At 71.1% G+C, this 17,487-nt stretch carries 13 protein-coding genes; 8 read left to right on the top strand and 5 right to left on the bottom strand.

Going from position 1 to position 17,487, the window contains the following annotated elements; genetic code table 11:
• Positions 1 to 518 precede the first annotated feature (518 nt).
• The 6 genes from ACWDS7_RS23035 (at position 519) to ACWDS7_RS23010 (ending at position 9,297) form a co-directional block, all read left to right on the top strand.
• Entirely contained in the window at positions 519 to 1,796 is a 1,278-nt protein-coding gene (locus tag ACWDS7_RS23035) for an extracellular solute-binding protein (RefSeq protein WP_451930933.1), read from the top strand.
• 246 nt (positions 1,797 to 2,042) lie between these two features.
• A complete protein-coding gene (locus ACWDS7_RS23030) occupies positions 2,043 to 3,269 on the top strand; it encodes a saccharopine dehydrogenase family protein (protein ID WP_451930932.1) in 1,227 nt (408 codons plus the stop codon).
• A gap of 416 nt (positions 3,270 to 3,685) precedes the next feature.
• Positions 3,686 to 4,663: an ABC transporter permease gene (locus ACWDS7_RS23025; protein WP_451930931.1), complete on the top strand. Its 978-nt coding sequence runs from the start codon at positions 3,686 to 3,688 to the stop codon at positions 4,661 to 4,663.
• Positions 4,664 to 5,503 carry an ABC transporter permease gene (locus ACWDS7_RS23020; RefSeq protein WP_306856723.1) on the top strand — a complete coding sequence of 280 codons (840 nt, stop codon included), beginning with the start codon at positions 4,664 to 4,666 and terminating at the stop codon, positions 5,501 to 5,503.
• Entirely contained in the window at positions 5,500 to 7,560 is a 2,061-nt protein-coding gene (locus ACWDS7_RS23015) for a dipeptide ABC transporter ATP-binding protein (RefSeq protein WP_306856724.1), read from the top strand. The genes ACWDS7_RS23020 and ACWDS7_RS23015 overlap by 4 nt, the downstream gene beginning before the upstream one ends.
• A 21-nt stretch (positions 7,561 to 7,581) precedes the next feature.
• Positions 7,582 to 9,297, top strand: coding sequence for an ABC transporter family substrate-binding protein (locus ACWDS7_RS23010; protein WP_451930930.1), 1,716 nt, complete (start codon positions 7,582 to 7,584; stop codon positions 9,295 to 9,297).
• A gap of 193 nt (positions 9,298 to 9,490) precedes the next feature.
• On the opposite strand, the gene ACWDS7_RS23005 is transcribed toward ACWDS7_RS23010, so the two are convergent.
• Together ACWDS7_RS23005 and gabT are read right to left on the bottom strand one after the other, a co-directional pair.
• Positions 9,491 to 9,736, bottom strand: coding sequence for a hypothetical protein (locus tag ACWDS7_RS23005; protein WP_306856726.1), 246 nt, complete (start codon positions 9,734 to 9,736; stop codon positions 9,491 to 9,493).
• 179 nt (positions 9,737 to 9,915) lie between these two features.
• The gene (gabT, locus tag ACWDS7_RS23000; RefSeq protein ID WP_451930929.1) at positions 9,916 to 11,268 is read right to left on the bottom strand and encodes a 4-aminobutyrate--2-oxoglutarate transaminase; all 1,353 of its coding nucleotides are present in this window, start codon (positions 11,266 to 11,268) and stop codon (positions 9,916 to 9,918) included.
• A gap of 91 nt (positions 11,269 to 11,359) precedes the next feature.
• Between gabT and ACWDS7_RS22995 the strand changes: the two genes are divergently transcribed.
• Complete coding sequence (locus ACWDS7_RS22995) at positions 11,360 to 12,823, top strand: PucR family transcriptional regulator (RefSeq protein ID WP_451930928.1); 1,464 nt, start codon at positions 11,360 to 11,362, stop codon at positions 12,821 to 12,823.
• Between the two features lie 60 nt (positions 12,824 to 12,883).
• On the opposite strand, the gene ACWDS7_RS22990 is transcribed toward ACWDS7_RS22995, so the two are convergent.
• The gene (locus ACWDS7_RS22990; protein ID WP_451930927.1) at positions 12,884 to 13,510 is read right to left on the bottom strand and encodes a TetR/AcrR family transcriptional regulator; all 627 of its coding nucleotides are present in this window, start codon (positions 13,508 to 13,510) and stop codon (positions 12,884 to 12,886) included.
• Between the two features lie 217 nt (positions 13,511 to 13,727).
• Here ACWDS7_RS22990 and ACWDS7_RS22985 point away from each other — a divergent pair, with 217 nt between their 5' ends.
• Positions 13,728 to 15,155 carry an aldehyde dehydrogenase family protein gene (locus tag ACWDS7_RS22985; RefSeq protein ID WP_451930926.1) on the top strand — a complete coding sequence of 476 codons (1,428 nt, stop codon included), beginning with the start codon at positions 13,728 to 13,730 and terminating at the stop codon, positions 15,153 to 15,155.
• Between the two features lie 141 nt (positions 15,156 to 15,296).
• Here the strand turns inward: ACWDS7_RS22985 and ACWDS7_RS22980 are convergent, their stop codons facing one another.
• Both ACWDS7_RS22980 and ACWDS7_RS22975 read right to left on the bottom strand, forming a co-directional pair.
• Positions 15,297 to 16,307 (bottom strand): trypsin-like serine peptidase, encoded by a 1,011-nt coding sequence (locus tag ACWDS7_RS22980; protein WP_451930925.1) that lies wholly within the window; start codon positions 16,305 to 16,307, stop codon positions 15,297 to 15,299.
• Between the two features lie 53 nt (positions 16,308 to 16,360).
• On the bottom strand, positions 16,361 to 17,401 hold the full coding sequence (locus ACWDS7_RS22975) for a trypsin-like serine peptidase (protein ID WP_451930924.1): 1,041 nt from the start codon (positions 17,399 to 17,401) through the stop codon (positions 16,361 to 16,363).
• Positions 17,402 to 17,487: the final 86 nt, after the last annotated feature.

Below are 17,487 nucleotides of genomic sequence, written 5' to 3'. Positions count from 1 at the left end.
ACTGGAAGGGCCCCGACACCGGCGTCGTCACCAAGGACGGCATCGTCGGCGGCATCGACCCGAACGACTACCTGCGCTACGAGAACGTGTTCGTCTACACCCGGGGCAAGGTCGTCACCTCGCGCTGGCTCGACCCGAGCCACGGCGGAGTCAACCTGGGCTTCCCGACCAACAAGTAGCCGCCGGGACCGTCCCGCCGCGCGCCGGAGCCCCGCGAGAGCCCTCTCGCGGGGCTCCGGCGCGTCCGTCCAGGCCCGTCCAGACCCGTCTCCGTCCCCGTCCGGGCTCGTTCGCATCCGTCCGGGCCCGTTCACCTCCGTCCACGTCCGTCCAGGCCCGTCTCCACTCCCGTCCGGGCCCGCTCACGTCCGTCCGGGCCCGTCCATGTCCTTCTCGCGGGCCCGCCGACGCGGGCCTCGCGGGCCGTGTGGGGGCGGAGGGGACCCGACTGCCCGGCCTGCCGGGTGGCGGGCAGATAGGCTCCGGACAGGTCGGCAGTGGCACCGTGGGGGGACTTCGTGAGCAGGGACAGGCTCCGCCGTACACATCTCGGAGTGCTGGCGGGGGCGGGCGGGCTGGCGCTCGCCGTCTCCGTCTCGGTGGCGGCGGCGGGCGCCGTCCAGCCGGTGGGCAGCCCGTCGGTCCCGGCCGCGCCCGCGGCGGCGTCGCCCGGCCGGAGCCCCGGTCCCGGTCTTGGTCTCGGCTCCGGCGCGGCCTCCGGCTCCGGCGCGGCCTCCGGCGCCACTCCCAGCCCGACGCCTTCGGCCTCCATCGGCAAGGGCGAGGGCACGCTCCAGGTGCTCACCTTCCAGGGCCATGTCGAGTACGGCGGGACCAGCTCCAGGGCCAACTGGGTCTCCTCCTTCGAGGAGGAGACGGGGTGCCGGGTCGCGAAGCTCGACCGGGTCAAGACGGAGGAGGAGATGGCCGCCAAGCTCGCCGGCAACTCCTACGACGTCATCTCGCCCCCGCCGGAGCTGGCGGGGCGGCTGGTCGCCGAGGGCAGGGTGGCGCCGGTCGACACCGCGCTGCTCGACTTCTACAAGGACATCCCCAAGCGGCTGCGCGAGCTGCCGGCCGTCCGGCGGGCGGGCAAGGTCTACGGGGTCCCCTACCTCTGGGGGGTCAACCAGGTCATCTACGAGATGGGCAGGCCGCAGGGGCCGGAGGCCCTCTACGCGACCACCCCCGTGGCGATCAGGGACAGCCCGCTGAGCATCGCCGACGCCGCGCTCGCGCTCGGGCGGACCGATCCCGGTCCGGGGGTCGAGGACCCCTTCCAGCTCACCCCCGCCCAGCTCGACGCCGCCGTGAAACTGCTGGCCGAGCGCGACGGCCCCGACCGGGTCTACTGGAAGGACTCCATCGATGTGATCCGGGCCTTCGCGTCGGGGTCGGTACGGCTCGCCCAGGCCCTGCCGTACCACCGGGACCTCTTCCAGCGCGCGGGCCGGCCGGTGAAGGCGCTGGACAGCGCGCCGATGACGGGGTGGGTCGACTCGTGGATGCTGGCGGCCAAGGCCGCCAGCCCCAACTGCGCCTACCGGTGGCTCAACTGGATGGGCTCGGCGAAGGTGCAGCGCTCGGCCGCCGCCTGGACGGGGCTCGCCCCGGCCAATCCCGACGCCTGCGGCGGGCGCGCCGACCGCATGTGCGAGATCTATCACGTCCGTGACGACGACTGGATCCGGCGGATCTTCTTCGCCGCCCGTCCGACGCGGGATTGCGGTGGCCGGGGCGGGGAATGCACTGACTACACCGACTGGACACAACGTTGGAAGAACCTGGTGAGGTGAGCGGGGCTCCCGTTACCCCCGCTTGACGGGCCGCGGGCACGCCCATCCCCCCGCTGGGCGTGGCCCGCCAGGGGCGCTCCGGGTGGTCCCCCGACCCCGGAGCGCTCCGTCTTTCTCCAGGCATGTCCGCCTAACCCCGTAATCACCGCGATTTCCGTCGCGATCACCAACATCAGCAATGGATTCAGTGGCTGATCCTGCCTCATCTATCGACTGGTCAACCAGTCAGCGAGTAGGCTCGCTGTCATGAGAATCCTTCTTGTAGGAGCGGGCGGGGTTGGCTCCGCCGTTGTCCCGATCGCCGCACGCCGAGATTTCTTCGAACACATCGTGGTGGCCGACTCCAAACAGAGCCGCGCCACCGACACCGTGGCCAAGATCGATGATCCGCGCTTCAGCGCCATCGGGCTGGACGCCTCCGACCAGGCGGCGGTCGAGGCCGCCCTGGCGGAGCACCGCTGCGATGTGCTCTTCAACGCCGTGGACCCGCGCTTCACCATGTCCCTGTTCCGGGCCGCGCTCAACGCCGGGGCGCACTACCTCGACATGGCGATGTCGCTGTCGCGACCCCACCCCCGCAGGCCCTACGAGCTGACCGGGGTGAAGCTGGGCGACGAGCAGTTCGCGCTCGGCGACGCCTGGCGTGACAGGGGCAGGCTGGCGCTGGTGGGCATGGGGGTGGAGCCCGGACTCGCCGACGTGTTCGCGCGCTACGCGGCCGAGCACCTCTTCGAGAGCATCGAGGAGATCGGCATCCGCGACGGGTCGAACCTGGTGGTCGAGGGCTACGACTTCGCGCCGACCTTCTCCATCTGGACGACCATCGAGGAGTGCCTCAACCCGCCGGTGATCTGGGAGAACGGCGACTGGCACACCACCGAGCCGTTCAGCGAGCCGGAGGTCTTCGACTTCCCCGAGGGGATCGGCCCGGTCGAGTGCGTGAACGTCGAGCACGAGGAGGTGCTGCTCGTGCCGCGCTGGATCGACACCAAGCGGGTGACGTTCAAGTACGGCCTCGGCGAGGAGTTCATCGGCGTCCTGAAGACGCTGCACAAGCTCGGCCTGGACAACGCGGGCAAGATCCGGGTGGGCGGCGTCGAGGCCTCACCCCGTGACGTCGTCGCGGCCAGCCTGCCGGACCCGGCCACGCTGGGTGACCGGATGCGCGGCAAGACCTGCGCCGGCACCTGGGTGAAGGGCGTCGGCAAGGACGGCGGGCCGCGCGAGGTCTACCTGTACCACGTGGTCGACAACGAGTGGTCGATGCGGGAGTACGGTTGCCAGGCCGTGGTCTGGCAGACCGCCGTGCACCCGGTGGTCGCGCTGGAGCTGCTGGCCACCGGCGCCTGGTCGGGCGCGGGGGTGCTGGGGCCCGAGGCGTTCGACTCGGTGCCCTTCCTTGAGCTGCTCAACGCCTACGGCTCGCCCTGGGGCATGCGCGACCAGACCGACCAGGTCCTCCAGCCCGCCTGAGCCCGCCCCCGCCCGGCCGGAGTCCCCGGCGCCCGGTCCCCGGGTCCGCGCGCCGCGGGCGACGACGGCCGCCCCGGCGGCCCGCGCCACCCCGAGGGGCGGCGGCCACGATCGATCCGGCCGCCGCCCCTCGGCGTGCCGGGCGGCAGACGCCGGGTCCGTCCGGGGCCGGAATGGCCGTCACTCTCTGTGATCTGTCACAGAACCCGAACATAGGTTACAGAATCCGGACATCATGAATCCGGATCGTTACCCCAGGTGGTGGGGCTGTCGCCCTCCCGCAGGTATCGTTTCGCTCATCCCGGTCTAAAAAAGTCATCCGGGATTAAACGCGCGTTAACGGGGTATATGTGATGGCTGCTCGCGGGTGACCCACGCCGCCCATCGCGCCCCAGGCGATACACGAGGGGAGGACGATGGGCGCCTACCTGCTGAAGCGGCTGGTCAGCAATGTCCTGCTCGTGGCGATCGCCGCGAGCATGGCCTACTTCCTCGCCGCCACCAGCCTCGAACCGAGGGCCAAGTACGAAGGTCGCCAGCCGCCGGTGGCCGAGGCCGTCGTCGACGCGACGCTGGACGACTACAACCTCAACGACAAGACGCCGGTCTTCGAGCGTTACGTCACCTGGGTCTCCGGAATCGTTCAAGGCGACTTCGGCAAGACCTGGCAGGGCAAGTCGGTCAACGACGAGATGGGCCGGCGCATCGGCGTCAGCCTGCGGCTGCTGCTCATCGGCACGATCATCGGCTCGGGCGTCGGCGTGGTCGTGGGGGCCTTCGCCGCCGTCAGGCAGTACAAGCTCAGCGACCGGGTCATCGGGGTGAGCTCCTTCGTCATCATGGCGGTCCCGGTCTTCGTGACCGCCACGATGCTCACGATCGCCGCGGTCGGCCTCAACGACACCCTGGGCTTCACGCTCCTGGAGTACACCGGTGAGTACAACCCGGCGCTGAGCGGCTGGGACCAGTTCGCCAACCGGCTCAACCACCTGATCCTGCCGACGATCTCCCTCAGCCTCGGGCAGATCGCCTTCTACAGCCGGATCCAGCGCAACATGATGCTGGACGTGCTGGGCCAGGACTTCGTCCGCACCGCCCGGGCCAAGGGCCTCAGCCGCCGCGCGGCGCTGTTCAAGCACGCGCTGCGGACCGCGCTGGTCCCGGCCGCGACCTACTTCGCCTTCGCCTTCGGCACCCTGCTGACCGGCGCGACCTTCACCGAGAAGATCTTCGGCTGGCACGGGATGGGGGCCTGGCTGGTGGACTCGATCCAGCAGAACGACACCAACTCGGTCGCCGCGGTGAGCCTGTTCGCCGCCGTCTGCGTCCTGGTGGCGGGCCTGCTGTCGGACCTCGCCGTGGCCGCCCTCGACCCCCGGGTCCGGGTGAGCTAGATGCGGTCGAAAGTCGTCCTCGCTCGCCTGATGCGCAACCCGCAGGCCCGCTACGGCCTCATCGCGCTGGTGCTGCTCCTGGTGCTCGCCTACGCCGGTCCGTTCTTCGGCCCCCACGACTGGACCGAGAAGGACTTCCTGGCCTTCCTCGAACCGCCCTCGGCCGACCACTGGTGGGGGACCACCCAGATCGGCCAGGACGTCTACGCGGTCACCCTGCGCGGCATGCAGAAGTCGCTCGTCATCGGCTTCCTCGTGGCACTCTTCGCCACCGGCGCCGCCGCCCTGGTCGGCGCCGCCGCCGGATACTTCGGCGGGTGGGTGGACCGGGCCCTGATGTGGGGCGCGGACCTGCTGCTCGTGCTGCCCAGCTTCCTGATCATCGCGATCATCTCGCCGCGCCTCAAGGGCGGCTCCTGGCTCTGGTTCGTGGTCCTGCTCGCCGCCTTCTCCTGGATGATCACCTCCCGGGTGGTGCGGAGCATGACGCTCTCCCTGCGGGAGCGGGAGTACATCCAGGCCGCCCGTTACATGGGCATCCCCGGTTGGAAGATCATCCTGCGGCACATCGTGCCGAACCTCTCCTCCCTGCTGATCATCGACGCCACGCTCAACGTCAGTGCGGCGGTCATCGGCGAGGCGGCGCTGTCGTTCTTCGGGTTCGGCATCCAGCCGCCCGACGTCTCGCTCGGCACGCTGATCGCGGCAGGCAGTGACAAGGTCACCGGCTATCCGTGGCTGTTCTTCTTCCCGGCGGGTCTGCTCGTGCTGCTTGTGCTCAGTGTCAACCTCATCGGCGACGGCCTGCGTGACGCGCTCGACCCGGGGAGCAACTCATGACGATTCTCGAGGTGAACGACCTCAACGTCACCTTCCGCGGCGGCATCAAGGCCGTCCGGGGAGTGAGCTACGAGCTCAGCCGGGGCGAGGTGCTCGGCATCGTCGGCGAGTCGGGCTCCGGCAAGTCGGTGACCTCGCTGGCGGTGATGGGCCTGCTGCCGGCCGGCGCCGAGGTCAGCGGATCGGTGAAGCTGCACGGCAGGGAACTGCTCGACATGCCGGAGGAGGAGCTCATCCGGCTCCGCGGCAAGACCATCGGCATGATCTTCCAGGACCCGCTGTCGGCCTTCACCCCCGTCTACACCATCGGCGACCAGATCGCCGAGGCGGTGCGGATCCACCAGAAGGTCGGCAAGGACAAGGCGGCCAAGCGGGCCGTCGAGCTGCTGGACCTGGTCGGCATCCCGCACCCGAACGTGCGGGCCAAGGCGTTCCCGCACGAGTTCTCCGGCGGCATGCGCCAGCGCGCGATGATCGCCATGGCCATCGCCAACGACCCCGACGTGCTGATCTGCGACGAGCCGACCACCGCGCTCGACGTCACCATCCAGGCCCAGGTGCTGGAGGTGCTCAAGACCGCGCAGCGGGAGACCGGCGCCGGCATCGTGATGATCACCCATGATCTGGGGGTCGTCGCGGGCATCGCCGACCGGGTGCTGGTGATGTACGCCGGCAAGCCGGTCGAGCTGGGCGGCGTGGACGAGATCTACTACCGCCCGCGCCAGCCGTACACGATGGGCCTGCTCGCCTCGATCCCGCGGATGGACCGTCCGGAGGGGCGGCTGGTCCCGATCGAGGGCAGCCCGCCCTCGCCCGCCGCGCTCCCGCCGGGCTGCCCGTTCGCGCCGCGCTGCCCGATGCGGGTCACCGCGTGCGACGAGGCCGAGCCCGACCTGGAGCGGATCGGCCCCGGCACCCGCATGTCGGCCTGCATCCGCTCGCACGAGATCGAGCTCAAGGGTCTCGACGGCGCCACGATCTATCCCGTGCCCGAGGCCCCCGCCGAGGCGGCCGATCCCCGGCCGCGCGCCGAGCGGGAGACCGTGCTGCGGGTCGAGGACATGGTCCGGCACTACCCGCTGATGAAGGGCGCGGTGTTCAAGCGCCGGGTCGGCACCGTGCACGCGGTGGACGGCATCAGCTTCGACATCGCCGAGGGCGAGACGCTGGCCCTGGTCGGCGAGTCGGGCTGCGGCAAGACCACCACGCTCCAGCAGATCATGCAGCTGGAGGCGCCGCAGGGCGGCACGGTTGTCGTGCTCGGCAAGGACAGCGCCCGGCTGGCCAAGGCCGAGCGCAAGGCGCTCCGCCGGGACCTGCAGATCGTCTTCCAGGACCCGATGGCCGCGCTCGACCCGCGCATGCCGGTCGGCGACATCCTCGCCGAACCGCTGCGCGCGCACGGCCACAAGGACGTCGAGGCCCGGATCGCCGAGCTGCTCAGCCTGGTGGGCCTGGACCCGAGCCACGCCCAGCGCTATCCGCAGCACTTCTCCGGCGGCCAGCGCCAGCGCATCGGCATCGCCCGCGCCCTGGCCCTGGAGCCCAAGCTGGTCGTGCTCGACGAGCCCGTGTCGGCGCTGGACGTGTCCATCCAGGCAGGTGTGATCAACCTGCTGGAGGACCTGAAGGTCAGGCTCGGCCTGTCCTACCTGTTCGTCGCGCACGACCTGTCGGTGGTCCGGCACCTCGCGGACCGGATCGCCGTCATGTATCTCGGCAAGATCGCCGAGATCGGCACGGTCGAGGAGGTGTACGGCAGGCCCGCGCACCCCTACACGCGGGCGCTGCTGTCGGCCATCCCGCTGCCCGACCCCGAGCTGGAGCGCTCCCGCGAGCGGATCCTGCTCGAAGGCGACCTGCCCAGCCCGGCCGACCCTCCGTCGGGCTGCCGCTTCCGCACCCGCTGCCCCAAGCGCGCCCGGCTGGGCGCCGAGGAGGCGCGCAGGTGCGAGGAGGAAGAGCCCACCGTTGTCCGGCTCGCGCCCGCCGTCGACCACGGCGCCGCCTGCCACTACCCCGAGGAGACCGAGGTCGTCGTGGCCTCGCGTCGCTGACGAATCCCGTTGGAGGAACACGTGAAGGTTGGCTACAAGGCCGTCGCCGGGACAGCGCTCCTGGCCATGGCCCTCACCGCCTGCGGCGGCGGCGGCGGCGCCGACAAGCCGAAGGCCGGGTCGAGCGAGGCCGCCCAGGAGGCCCAGCAGCAGGCCGCCGGGCTTGCCGGAAGCGCGACCAACCCGGTGCCCTACGACCAGGTCGCCGAGGGCGGCGTCGTGAAGCTGGCGCTCAGCGGGTGGCAGACCCAGTGGAACTACAACCAGGTCAACGGCACCCACGCCACCACCGACGACGTGATCGAGCCGCTGATGCCGCTCGTCGCCATCGCCAACGACAAGGCCGAGGTCACCAACAACCCCGACTACGTCACCGAGTGGAAGATGGAGCTCACCGGGGGCAAGCAGGTCGTCACCTACAAGATCCACGAGAAGGCGACCTGGTCGGACGGGAAGCCGATCACCTACAAGGACTTCCAGGCCCAGTGGAAGGCCCTGAACGGCGAGAACAAGAAGTACCAGGTCTCCTCGACCGACGGCTACGACCGGGTCGAGTCGGTGGAGAAGGGCGCCACCGACAAGGACGTGGTGGTGACCTTCGCCAAGAACTACCCGGACTGGCCGGGCATGTTCTCCCCGCTCTACCCCGCCTCGACGAACGAGACGCCCGAGGCGTTCAACAAGGGCTGGATCGACAAGATCCCGGTCACCGCGGGCCCGTTCAAGGTCGAGTCCATCGACCAGACCAGCAAGGCCGCCACCCTCGTCCGCGACGACAAGTGGTGGGGCCAGAAGGCCAAGCTCGACAAGGTCATCTTCCGGGGCATGGACGCGACCGCCGTCCTGAACGCCTTCGCCAACGGCGAGCTCGACGCGGTGGAGGTCCCGGTGAACGCCGCCGACCTCAAGCGGGCCAAGGAGGTGCCGAACGCCGACATCCGTAAGGCCGCGGCCCCGAACTGGCGCCACATCACCGTCAACGGCTCCAGCGACTTCCTCAAGGACAAGTCGGTCCGTCAGGCCATTCAGCTCGGCATCAACCGCGAGACGATCGCCGCGTCCGACCTCAAGGACATGGACTGGCCGGTCCAGACGCTCAACAACCACCTGTACATGAACACCCACAAGGGTTACGTGGACAACTCCGGTGAGCTCGGCAAGTACAACCCGGAGAAGGCCAAGCAGATGCTGGAGGCGGCCGGCTGGAAGCAGGAGGGCGAGTACCGCAAGAAGGACGGCAAGGAGTTCTCGCTCCGCTTCATCGTCCCGGCCTCCCTGCCCACCGCCAAGCAGGAGGGTGAGCTGACCCAGGCGATGCTGAAGGAGGTCGGCGTCAAGGTCGTCATCGAGCCGGTCCCCGACGACAAGCTCTTCGACGACTTCATCATCCCCGGCAACTTCGACCTCGCCCCGTTCTCCTGGCTGGGCACGCCGTTCCCGAACGGCGCCCTGCCGCAGATCTACCGGACGCCCGAGAGCGCGGAGAACTTCGGCAGCAACTTCCCGCGCATCGGCACCCCCGAGCTGGACAAGCTGATCGACCAGGCCGCGGGTGAGATGGACCCGGCCAAGGCGATCGAGCTGGGCAACGCGGCCGACAAGATGATCTGGGACGAGGTGCACACGATTCCGCTGTACCAGCGCCCCGACATCTACGCCACGAAGAAGACCCTGGCGAACTACGGTTCCTTCGGGTACTCCGACAAGAACTGGACGACGGTCGGCTACACCAAGTAGCCGCAGGCACGTCCCGGTGCCCTTCTCCGCTCCGGCGGGGGAGGGCACCTTCCTTTTCTGTTCGGCTGCCCTGGCTCTCTGTTCTCGGCCTCTCCGGGCGTGGCCCGGGAGCGGGGCTCGGGCGTTCAGGAGGGCCGGGAGGGGCCGGGTGCTGTCCGGGTGCTCCAGGAGGGCCGGGAGCGGGCCTGGAGGCTCAGGAGAAGGCCACGCGGCGGGGCAGCGGGTAGACGTTCTCCTGGAGGTCCTGCATCAGCGCGTCCGCGCATTCCGGGCAGGCGAACAGGGCCCCGTCGTCGGGCAGGCGGCCGATCCTGATCCGCGGCCGGGGCCATTTCTTGTGGCAGGCCACGCAGGCGTCACCTTCGCGCTGGGTGCGGGTCAGGCCCTCAGGGTCGAACGTCAGCGTGTTCTGCGCCGTCCTACTCGGTCCCCAGTTCATTGCGCCTCCCGTCTTGATCGCGCAGTGTCATATCGGAACCGTTATAACGCCGCCACGACCCGTGATCGCTTTGGTGGGTGTCAAGCAGTGGTTAAATCACTCTCTACCTAGGGGTCGTACAGCAGCAAAAGGGGCACCCAGTCTCAAGCCGGGTGCCCCTTTTGGGGTGGTCTAAACCGTCAGACCTCGTTGATGGCCTTCTCCAGAATTGCCAATCCCTCTTCCAGCAGGTGGTCGGGCATGACCAGCGGCGGCAGGAAGCGCAGAACGTTGCCGTAGGTGCCCGCGGTCAGCACGAGCAGGCCCTCGGCGTGGCACCTCTTGGCGATCTCGCCCGCCGCGGTGGGGTGCGGGTCCTTGGTGCCGGGGACGACCAGCTCGATGGCGATCATAGCGCCGCGGCCGCGCACGTCACCGATCGCCGCGTTCTTGTCGGCGATGGCGCGCAGCCGGGGCAGCATGACCTCGCCGATGCGGCGGGCCCTGCCGGTCAGGTCGTCGGCCTCGATGGTCTCCAGCACGCCCAGCGCCGCCTCGCAGGCGAGCGGGTTGCCGCCGTAGGTGCCGCCCAGCCCGCCGACGTGGACCTTGTCGAGCAGCTCGGCGCGGCCGGTGACGGCCGCCAGCGGCAGGCCGCCCGCGATGCCCTTGGCGGTGACGATGATGTCCGGGACGATGCCCTCGTCCTCGCAGGCGAACAGGTCACCGGTGCGGGAGAAGCCCGTCTGGACCTCGTCGGCGATGAACACGATGCCGTTCTCGCGACAGAACTCCACGATCTTCGGCAGGAAGCCCTTGGCCGGCTCGATGAAGCCGCCCTCGCCGGCGATCGGCTCGATCACCACGGCCGCCACGTTCTCGGCGCCGATCTGCTTGGTGATCTGGTCGATCGCCTGGGCCGCCGCCTCCTCCGCGCAGTTGTCCGGGCCGGTGGGCCAGCGGAAGGGATAGGCCAGCGGCACCCGGTAGACCTCGGGGGCGAACGGGCCGAACCTGTGCTTGTACGGCATGTTCTTGGCCGTCAGCGACATCGTCAGCAGGGTCCGGCCGTGGTAGCCGTGGTCGAACACGACGACCGCCTGGCGCCCCGTGGCGTGGCGGGCGACCTTGACCGCGTTCTCCACGGCCTCGGCGCCGCTGTTGAGCAGGAAGGTGCGCTTCGCGTGGTCACCGGGCGTGAGCTCGTTGAGCTTCTCGCAGACCTGGACGTAGGACTCGTACGGCGTGACCATGAAGCAGGTGTGGGTGAAGTCCGCGACCTGCTTCTGCACCCGCTCGACCACGCGCGGCGCGGCGTTGCCGACGCTGGTCACCGCGATGCCGGAGCCGAAGTCGATCAGCGAGTTGCCGTCGGCGTCGACGACGACACCGCCACCGGCGTGTGTCACGAAGACCGGCAGCGTGGTGCCGATGCCCGGGGGAACGGCGGCCTGCTTGCGCGCGAACAGCTCGCGGGACTTCGGGCCGGGAATCTCGGTGACGACCCGGCGCTCCTGCGGAAGCGAGGGGCCGCCCTGGGTGACGGTGCTCATACTGCGACGGTATGTCGCGCATGCCGGTGTACGGATGATGCACTATGGCAAAATTGCGAGGAGTGCTCTGGCCGTAACGTACAAATCGGGGGTGGTTGTGGCTCCCACGCTCCGCACCGTCGTGCGGCGTCTGCCGCTCAAACTCGGTGTGCTCACCGGGCAGGACGCGCTCGACCGGCCGGTGCGCTGGGTGGCGGTCAGCGAACTGGAGGACCCGACGCCGTTCCTGGAGGGCGGTGAGCTGGTCCTCACCACGGGCATGCGCCTGGGCGCCGACAACGCCGGGCCGTACGTCGACCGGCTGGTCGGCAAGGGGGTCACCGGGCTCGGGTTCGGCGTCGGGCTGGGCCACGAGGTGATCCCGGCCGGGCTGGTGGAGGCGGCGGCGCGGGCCGGGCTGCCGCTGATCGAGGTGCCGCGCGACACCCCGTTCGTCGCGATCGGCAAGGTGGTCAGCGACCTGATCGCCGCCGAGCAGTACGACGAGATCCGGCGCGCCTTCGCCACCCAGGGCCGCCTCACCCGTGCCGCGCTCCGTCCCGAGGGCCCCCGCGCGGTGATCGACGGCCTGGCCCGCGAGCTCGGCGGCTGGGCCGTCCTGCTCGACGAGGCGGGGGCCGTACGGCACGCGGCGGGCAAGGGGGCCGCCGGCATCGCCGGACTCCGCCCCGAGCTGGAGCGCCTGCGACGGCCCGCGGGCGGCGGCACCCCCGCGAGCCTGGCGCTGTCCACGCCCGGCGAGCACGTCATCGTCCAGCCGATCGGCGCCCGTCGCGTCAGGGGGTTCTTCGCGGTCGGGCTCGACCGGCCGTTCAGCCCGGTCGCGCACACCGTGATCAACGCCGCGGGCTCCCTGCTGACGCTCACCATCGAGCACGGCAGGGAGCACCTGGCGGCCGAGCGCCGGGTCCGCTCCGCGGCGCTCCGGCTGCTGCTGGCCGGGCAGGTGCGGGCCGGTCAGGAGACGCTGGAGCTGCTGGGGGGCGGGCTCCCCGACGGGCCGCTGGTGGTGCTGGCCGTCGGCGGCGACCAGGAGGCGGTGCTGGAGGCCGCCGGCGAGGAGTTCGCGGCGGACGCCGAGGAGCGAGTGGTGGTCGTCGTCGCGGCGGACCGGGCCGAGGAGGCGGCCGCGGCGCTGCGGGAGCACGGTCCGGTCGGGATCGGCTCCCCGGTCGGACCCGACGAGCTGCGCACCGGACTCGACCAGGCCGACCGGGCGCTCGCCGCGGCCCGCCGCGTCGCCGGACGGGTCATGCGCTTCGCCGACCTCGCGGGCCAGGGCCTGCTGTCCCTGCTGGACCCCGAGGTGGCCGGGGCGTTCTCCGCGGCGCTGCTCGCCCCCCTGCGCGAGTACGGCTCGCGCGCCGACCTGCTGGAGTCCCTCCGCGCCTATCTGGCGTGCAACGGCCATTGGGACGCGGCGGCGCAACGGCTCGGCGTGCACCGGCACACCCTGCGCTACCGCATGCGCCGCGTCGCCGAACTCCTCGGCCGCGACCTCGACGACCCGGCGGCCCGCGCCGAACTCTGGGTGGCGCTGGCCATGACGGAGTGAGCGGTACGGGAGACCGGCGGCCTGGGAGGCGCGCGGACGCGGGAAGCGGGTGCGGCGGGGTCAGCGCCCGCCGGCCAGGTAGCGGGAGATGGTGGCGTAGGTGACCGCGTCGTAGGTGTGGCTGTCACGCAGGTGCCCGGCGCGCTCCAGGCTGATGGCGCCCTGGGCGGCGGCCCAGAGGGCGTCGGCGATCTTCCTGGGCTGGGTCGGGATGATGTATCCCGCCGAGATGCAGTCGGCGATCACCCGGTCGAGGACGTTGAGCGCCGCCCGGGCCAGGGTCCTGGCCCGCTCGCTCGGCACGAAGCCGGGGATCGCCCGCTCGAACATCAGGGCGTAGTAGCCGGGCTCGGCCAGCGCGGCCTCCCGGTAGGCGGGGCCGAGCGCGGTCAGGTGCTCCAGCGCGTTCCCGCGCGCGGGGACCGCCTCCAGGCGCCGCCGGAACCGCTCGAAACCCTCCAGGTAGAGCGCCTCGGCCAGGCCCTCCTTGCTGCCGAACATGGTGTAGATGACGGTCGTCGAGCATCCGGCCTCGGTGGCGATGCGGCGCATCGACAGGCTCTCGGGCCCGATGGTGACCAGGAGCTGGCTGGCCACGTCGAGCAGCTTGCCGCGGAGCTCGTCCTGGGTGGCCCGCTCGCCGACCAGATAGGCGCCCTGCAGTCCGCGCGGCGCCGGAGAGGTCATGCGGCCACGCCCTTCCGCTGTCGGGGAGTTGCACTCGGTGACTTAGCCAGGGCGGCGATCCTTCAAACCGCTGCCATATAACGAATATCCGTAATCTGCCCCGGTTTCGTTACAGGCAGAGAGGGAGATATTTTTATGCGTAACGGCGTGCCAGTGCAAGGGTCTTGTGCGTAGTGGAGTAACGCCACCTCCGGACCGGTGGCATACCGTCGGAGCCATGGACGTGCGCCCCTTCTGGCTCGCCGGCCGCCCCGCCACGGGGGACGCCGAGCTCACCGTGACCAACTCCCATGACGGCCGTGTCGTCGGCGTCTGCTCCGTGCCGACCGCCGGTCAGGTCGAGGAGGCCGTCGCCGCGGCGGCGGCCGTGCAGAAGCAGGCCGCCGCGCTCCCCGTTCACGTGCGGGCCGAGGCCCTCGCCCACGTCTCGCGCCGCCTGGCCGAGCGGGCCGAGGAGATCGCCCGGCTGATCATGGAGGAGAACGGCAAGCCGATCTTCTGGGCCCGCGGTGAGGTCAACCGCGCGATCTCCACCTTCCGGTTCGCCGCCGAGGAGACCCGCCGCCTCGGTGGCGAGGCGGTGCGCCTGGACACCGAGGCCGCCTCCGCGGGCCGCCTCGCCTACGTCTCGCGCGTCCCGCACGGCCCGGTCCTGGCGATCACGCCGTTCAACTTCCCGCTCAACCTGGTGGCCCACAAGGTCGCCCCGGCCATCGCGGTCGGCGCCCCGATCATCGTCAAGCCGGCGCCGGCCACGCCCATCTCCTCCCTGGTGCTGGGCGAGATCCTGGCCGAGACCGCGCTGCCCGAGGGCATGTTCTCCGTGCTCCCGGTCCCCAACGACCGCGCCGCCGCCCTGGTCGACGACCCGCGCCTGCCGATCGTCTCCTTCACCGGCTCCGGGCCCGTCGGATACGCGATCATGGACCAGGTGCCGCGCAAGCACGTCACCCTCGAACTCGGCGGCAACGCCGCCGCCGTCGTGCTCGCCGACGCCGACCTCGACTGGGCCGCCTCCCGGGTGGCGCTGTTCTCCAACTACCAGGCCGGGCAGAGCTGCATCGCGGTCCAGCGGGTGATCGTCGAGGAGTCGGTGCGCGAGGACTTCGTGGCCAAGCTGATCCCCGCCGTCGAGGCCCTGATCACCGGCGACCCGGCCGACGACAGGACCCAGGTCGGACCGCTGGTCTCCGTCGAGGCCGCCGAGCGCGTCGAGCAGTGGGTCAAGGAGGCCGTCGCCGCCGGCGCCCGGCTGCTGACCGGTGGCACCCGCGACGGCGCCACCGTCGCGCCGACCGTCCTGGCCGACGTGCCGCACGACGCCAAGGTCTCCTGCGAGGAGGTCTTCGGCCCCGTGATGATCATCCAGACGGTGTCCGGGGTCGACGAGGCGTTCGCCGCGGTCAACGACTCCAAGTACGGCCTGCAGGCCGGGATCTTCACCCGCAGCCTGGACGTCGCCTTCCGCGCGAACCGGGAGCTGGAGGTCGGCGGCGTGATCATCGGAGACGTGCCGTCCTACCGGGCCGACCAGATGCCCTACGGCGGCGTCAAGGACTCCGGGGTCGGCCGCGAGGGCGTCCGCTCGGCCATGGCCGACTTCACCTACGAGAAGGTCATGGTCCTCACCGGTCTGTCGCTCTGACATCCCGTCCACGGCCCGCCCCCCGTCGCCCCGGGGTGCGGGCCGTGTCCATTCCGTCCCGGCTCCGTGCCGAGCTCCGGTGGTCGCCCGCCGCGGGCTCCCCCTTCTCGCCCACGGCCTGGGCACGGGCACTCACCGTGGTCACGCCCTCTCGGCGACGGTGTAGAGCTCCCTGGCCACGTCGCCGAAGTAGGGGCCGTACATGGTGCTCCGGTCGTCGCTGTATTTGAAGCTGCTCACCGAGGTGATCGTGCCGCGGCCGGTGGCGGGGTCGAAGCCGCTCATCCAGGGGCCGCCGCTGGACCCGGCGGTCATGTCGCAGCGCATGCCCTGGTCGCCGGTCTGGCCGTGCGGGTCGTCATGGACCGGGCCGGCGCAGTAGACCAGGTGCTCGCCGTCGTAGGGCGCCTCGGCGGGGAAGCCGAAGCCGTGGGCCGGGCGGCCCCGGGCGGTGCCGAAGGCGATGTCCTGGCCGCCGACGACCTCTCCCAGGTGTCGGCCGCCGCTGTGGTTGAGCGCCACCATGCCGATGTCGTGGTTGTCGTCGGCGCTGCGCGACCACGGGCCCGCGACGAACATGCGCCGGGCGGTGAACTGCCCGTAGGGCCGGCGGCCCTGGTCGTAACCGGGCACGAAGGTCCAGTTGTCCGCCCACGCGCCGGTGCCGTCCTTGACGCAGTGCCCGGCGGTCACCACGAGGTCCTTGTTGGCGCTCCTGACCGAGCTCGCCGAGCAGACGAAGTCGAGCCCGCCGAGGGTGAGGAAGACCCGTCCGGTGGTGCGGGTCACCGACCCGCCCGCGCTCCAGCGCGCCCCGGTGGTGCGGGCGGCGCGCTGGTGGTCCGGCAGGCCCGGCCCGCCGAACACGCCGGCCGCCGTCCCGAGCAGGCCGAGCGGGACGGCGGCCGCCATCCGGTGCGGGGTCCAGTAGTCGAGCACCCGGCGCTGGTCCGCCGGGCCGGGGGCGGTCACGTGTTCGGCGACGCCGTCCCCGCCGGGGGCCACGCGCGGGGCCTTGGCGGCTGCCGGGAGGGGGCGGGCGGCGCCGGCGGCCCGCCGCCCGTGTTCGGTGGTCGTCGCGCCGGCCTGGGGGAGGCCCAGCAGGCCGGCGACGAGCGCGGCGCCCGCAAGCAGGGGGAGGCTCGAGGTCATGAGACCCGATTTTGCACTACGTGGTGTGCTGTTGTGACTACTTTCGGTGAATCTCAGGGGGTGCCGGTGCCCTGCGCGGCCTCGTAGACGGCCTGCGCCTCGGTCCCGAAATACGGGCCGAACATCCAGCCGGCGGCGAAGCCGTACTTGAAGCTGTTCACCGAGTTCAGCGTGCCCAGGCCGGTGCCCTCGTCGAAGCCGGTGAACCAGGGGCCGCCGCTCGACCCGCCGGTCATGTCGCAGCCGAGGCCGATGTCGCGGGACATCAGGAAGTCGTCGAAGGACCGCCCGCTGCAGTAGACCAGCTTCGACCCGTCGTAGGGGGCGGCCGCCGGGTATCCGAAGGAGTGCATCTGCCGCCGCCTGGGCTGGTTGAAGGAGACGCCCTGCCCGCCGACCGCGTCGGTCAGCGACCGGCCCTCCAGCGGGGCCACCACGGCCGCGGCCACGTCGTAGTTGATGTCCTCGCTGTTGTTCCACTGCGGGGTGGTGTAGAGCGTGGTCGCCACCCAGGTGCCGTGCGGCCGCTCGCCGGCGTCGTAGCCCGGCACGAACACCCAGTTGCCGTGGAAGGCCCCGCCCAGCTTCACGCAGTGCCCCGCGGTGATCACAGTGCTCCTGTTGTCGCTGGTCACCGTGTTGCCCGAGCAGGAGGCGTTGCGGCCCTGATAGGTGAAGAACACCCGGCCGGCGGTCTTGGCGACCGCGCCGCCGCGGGTCCACCGCGATCCGGTGGTGGCGCGTGCGGCGGCGGCCCGGACGGCGGTGACGGCGTCGCCGTCCGGCGCGGTCGCGGGGACCGAGACGGGGTCGGCCGCGGCCTGTGCCGCGATCGCCGCCGCGGTGAGCCGGAGACCGTCCTTCTTCGGAGCGTAGGCGTCGAGCGGCTGGGCCGCCTCCATTCTCGCCCCCGTCCAGTAACGCTGGACGGTGCGCTGCTCGGTCGTGGTGTCGGCGGCATCCCTTTCGGCGGGCCGGGGGGCGGCCGGAAGGGAGGCCGCCGGCGCGGCGGCGCTGTGCGCGGCCGCCGCCGGGAGCAGGGTGGCGCCCGTGACGAGGGCGATGACGGGGACCAGGCGTGCCGTGCGGCGCATTCGTACCTCCCGAGACCTGATGGTGAGTGGGGAAGCTAGTGCGCTGCATGGCTACATTTCTCAATATTTACGACTATTGATATGGC

This window comes from Streptosporangium sp. NPDC003464, from assembly GCF_053588315.1.
This window is presented reverse-complemented; position numbering and strand designations above follow the sequence as displayed.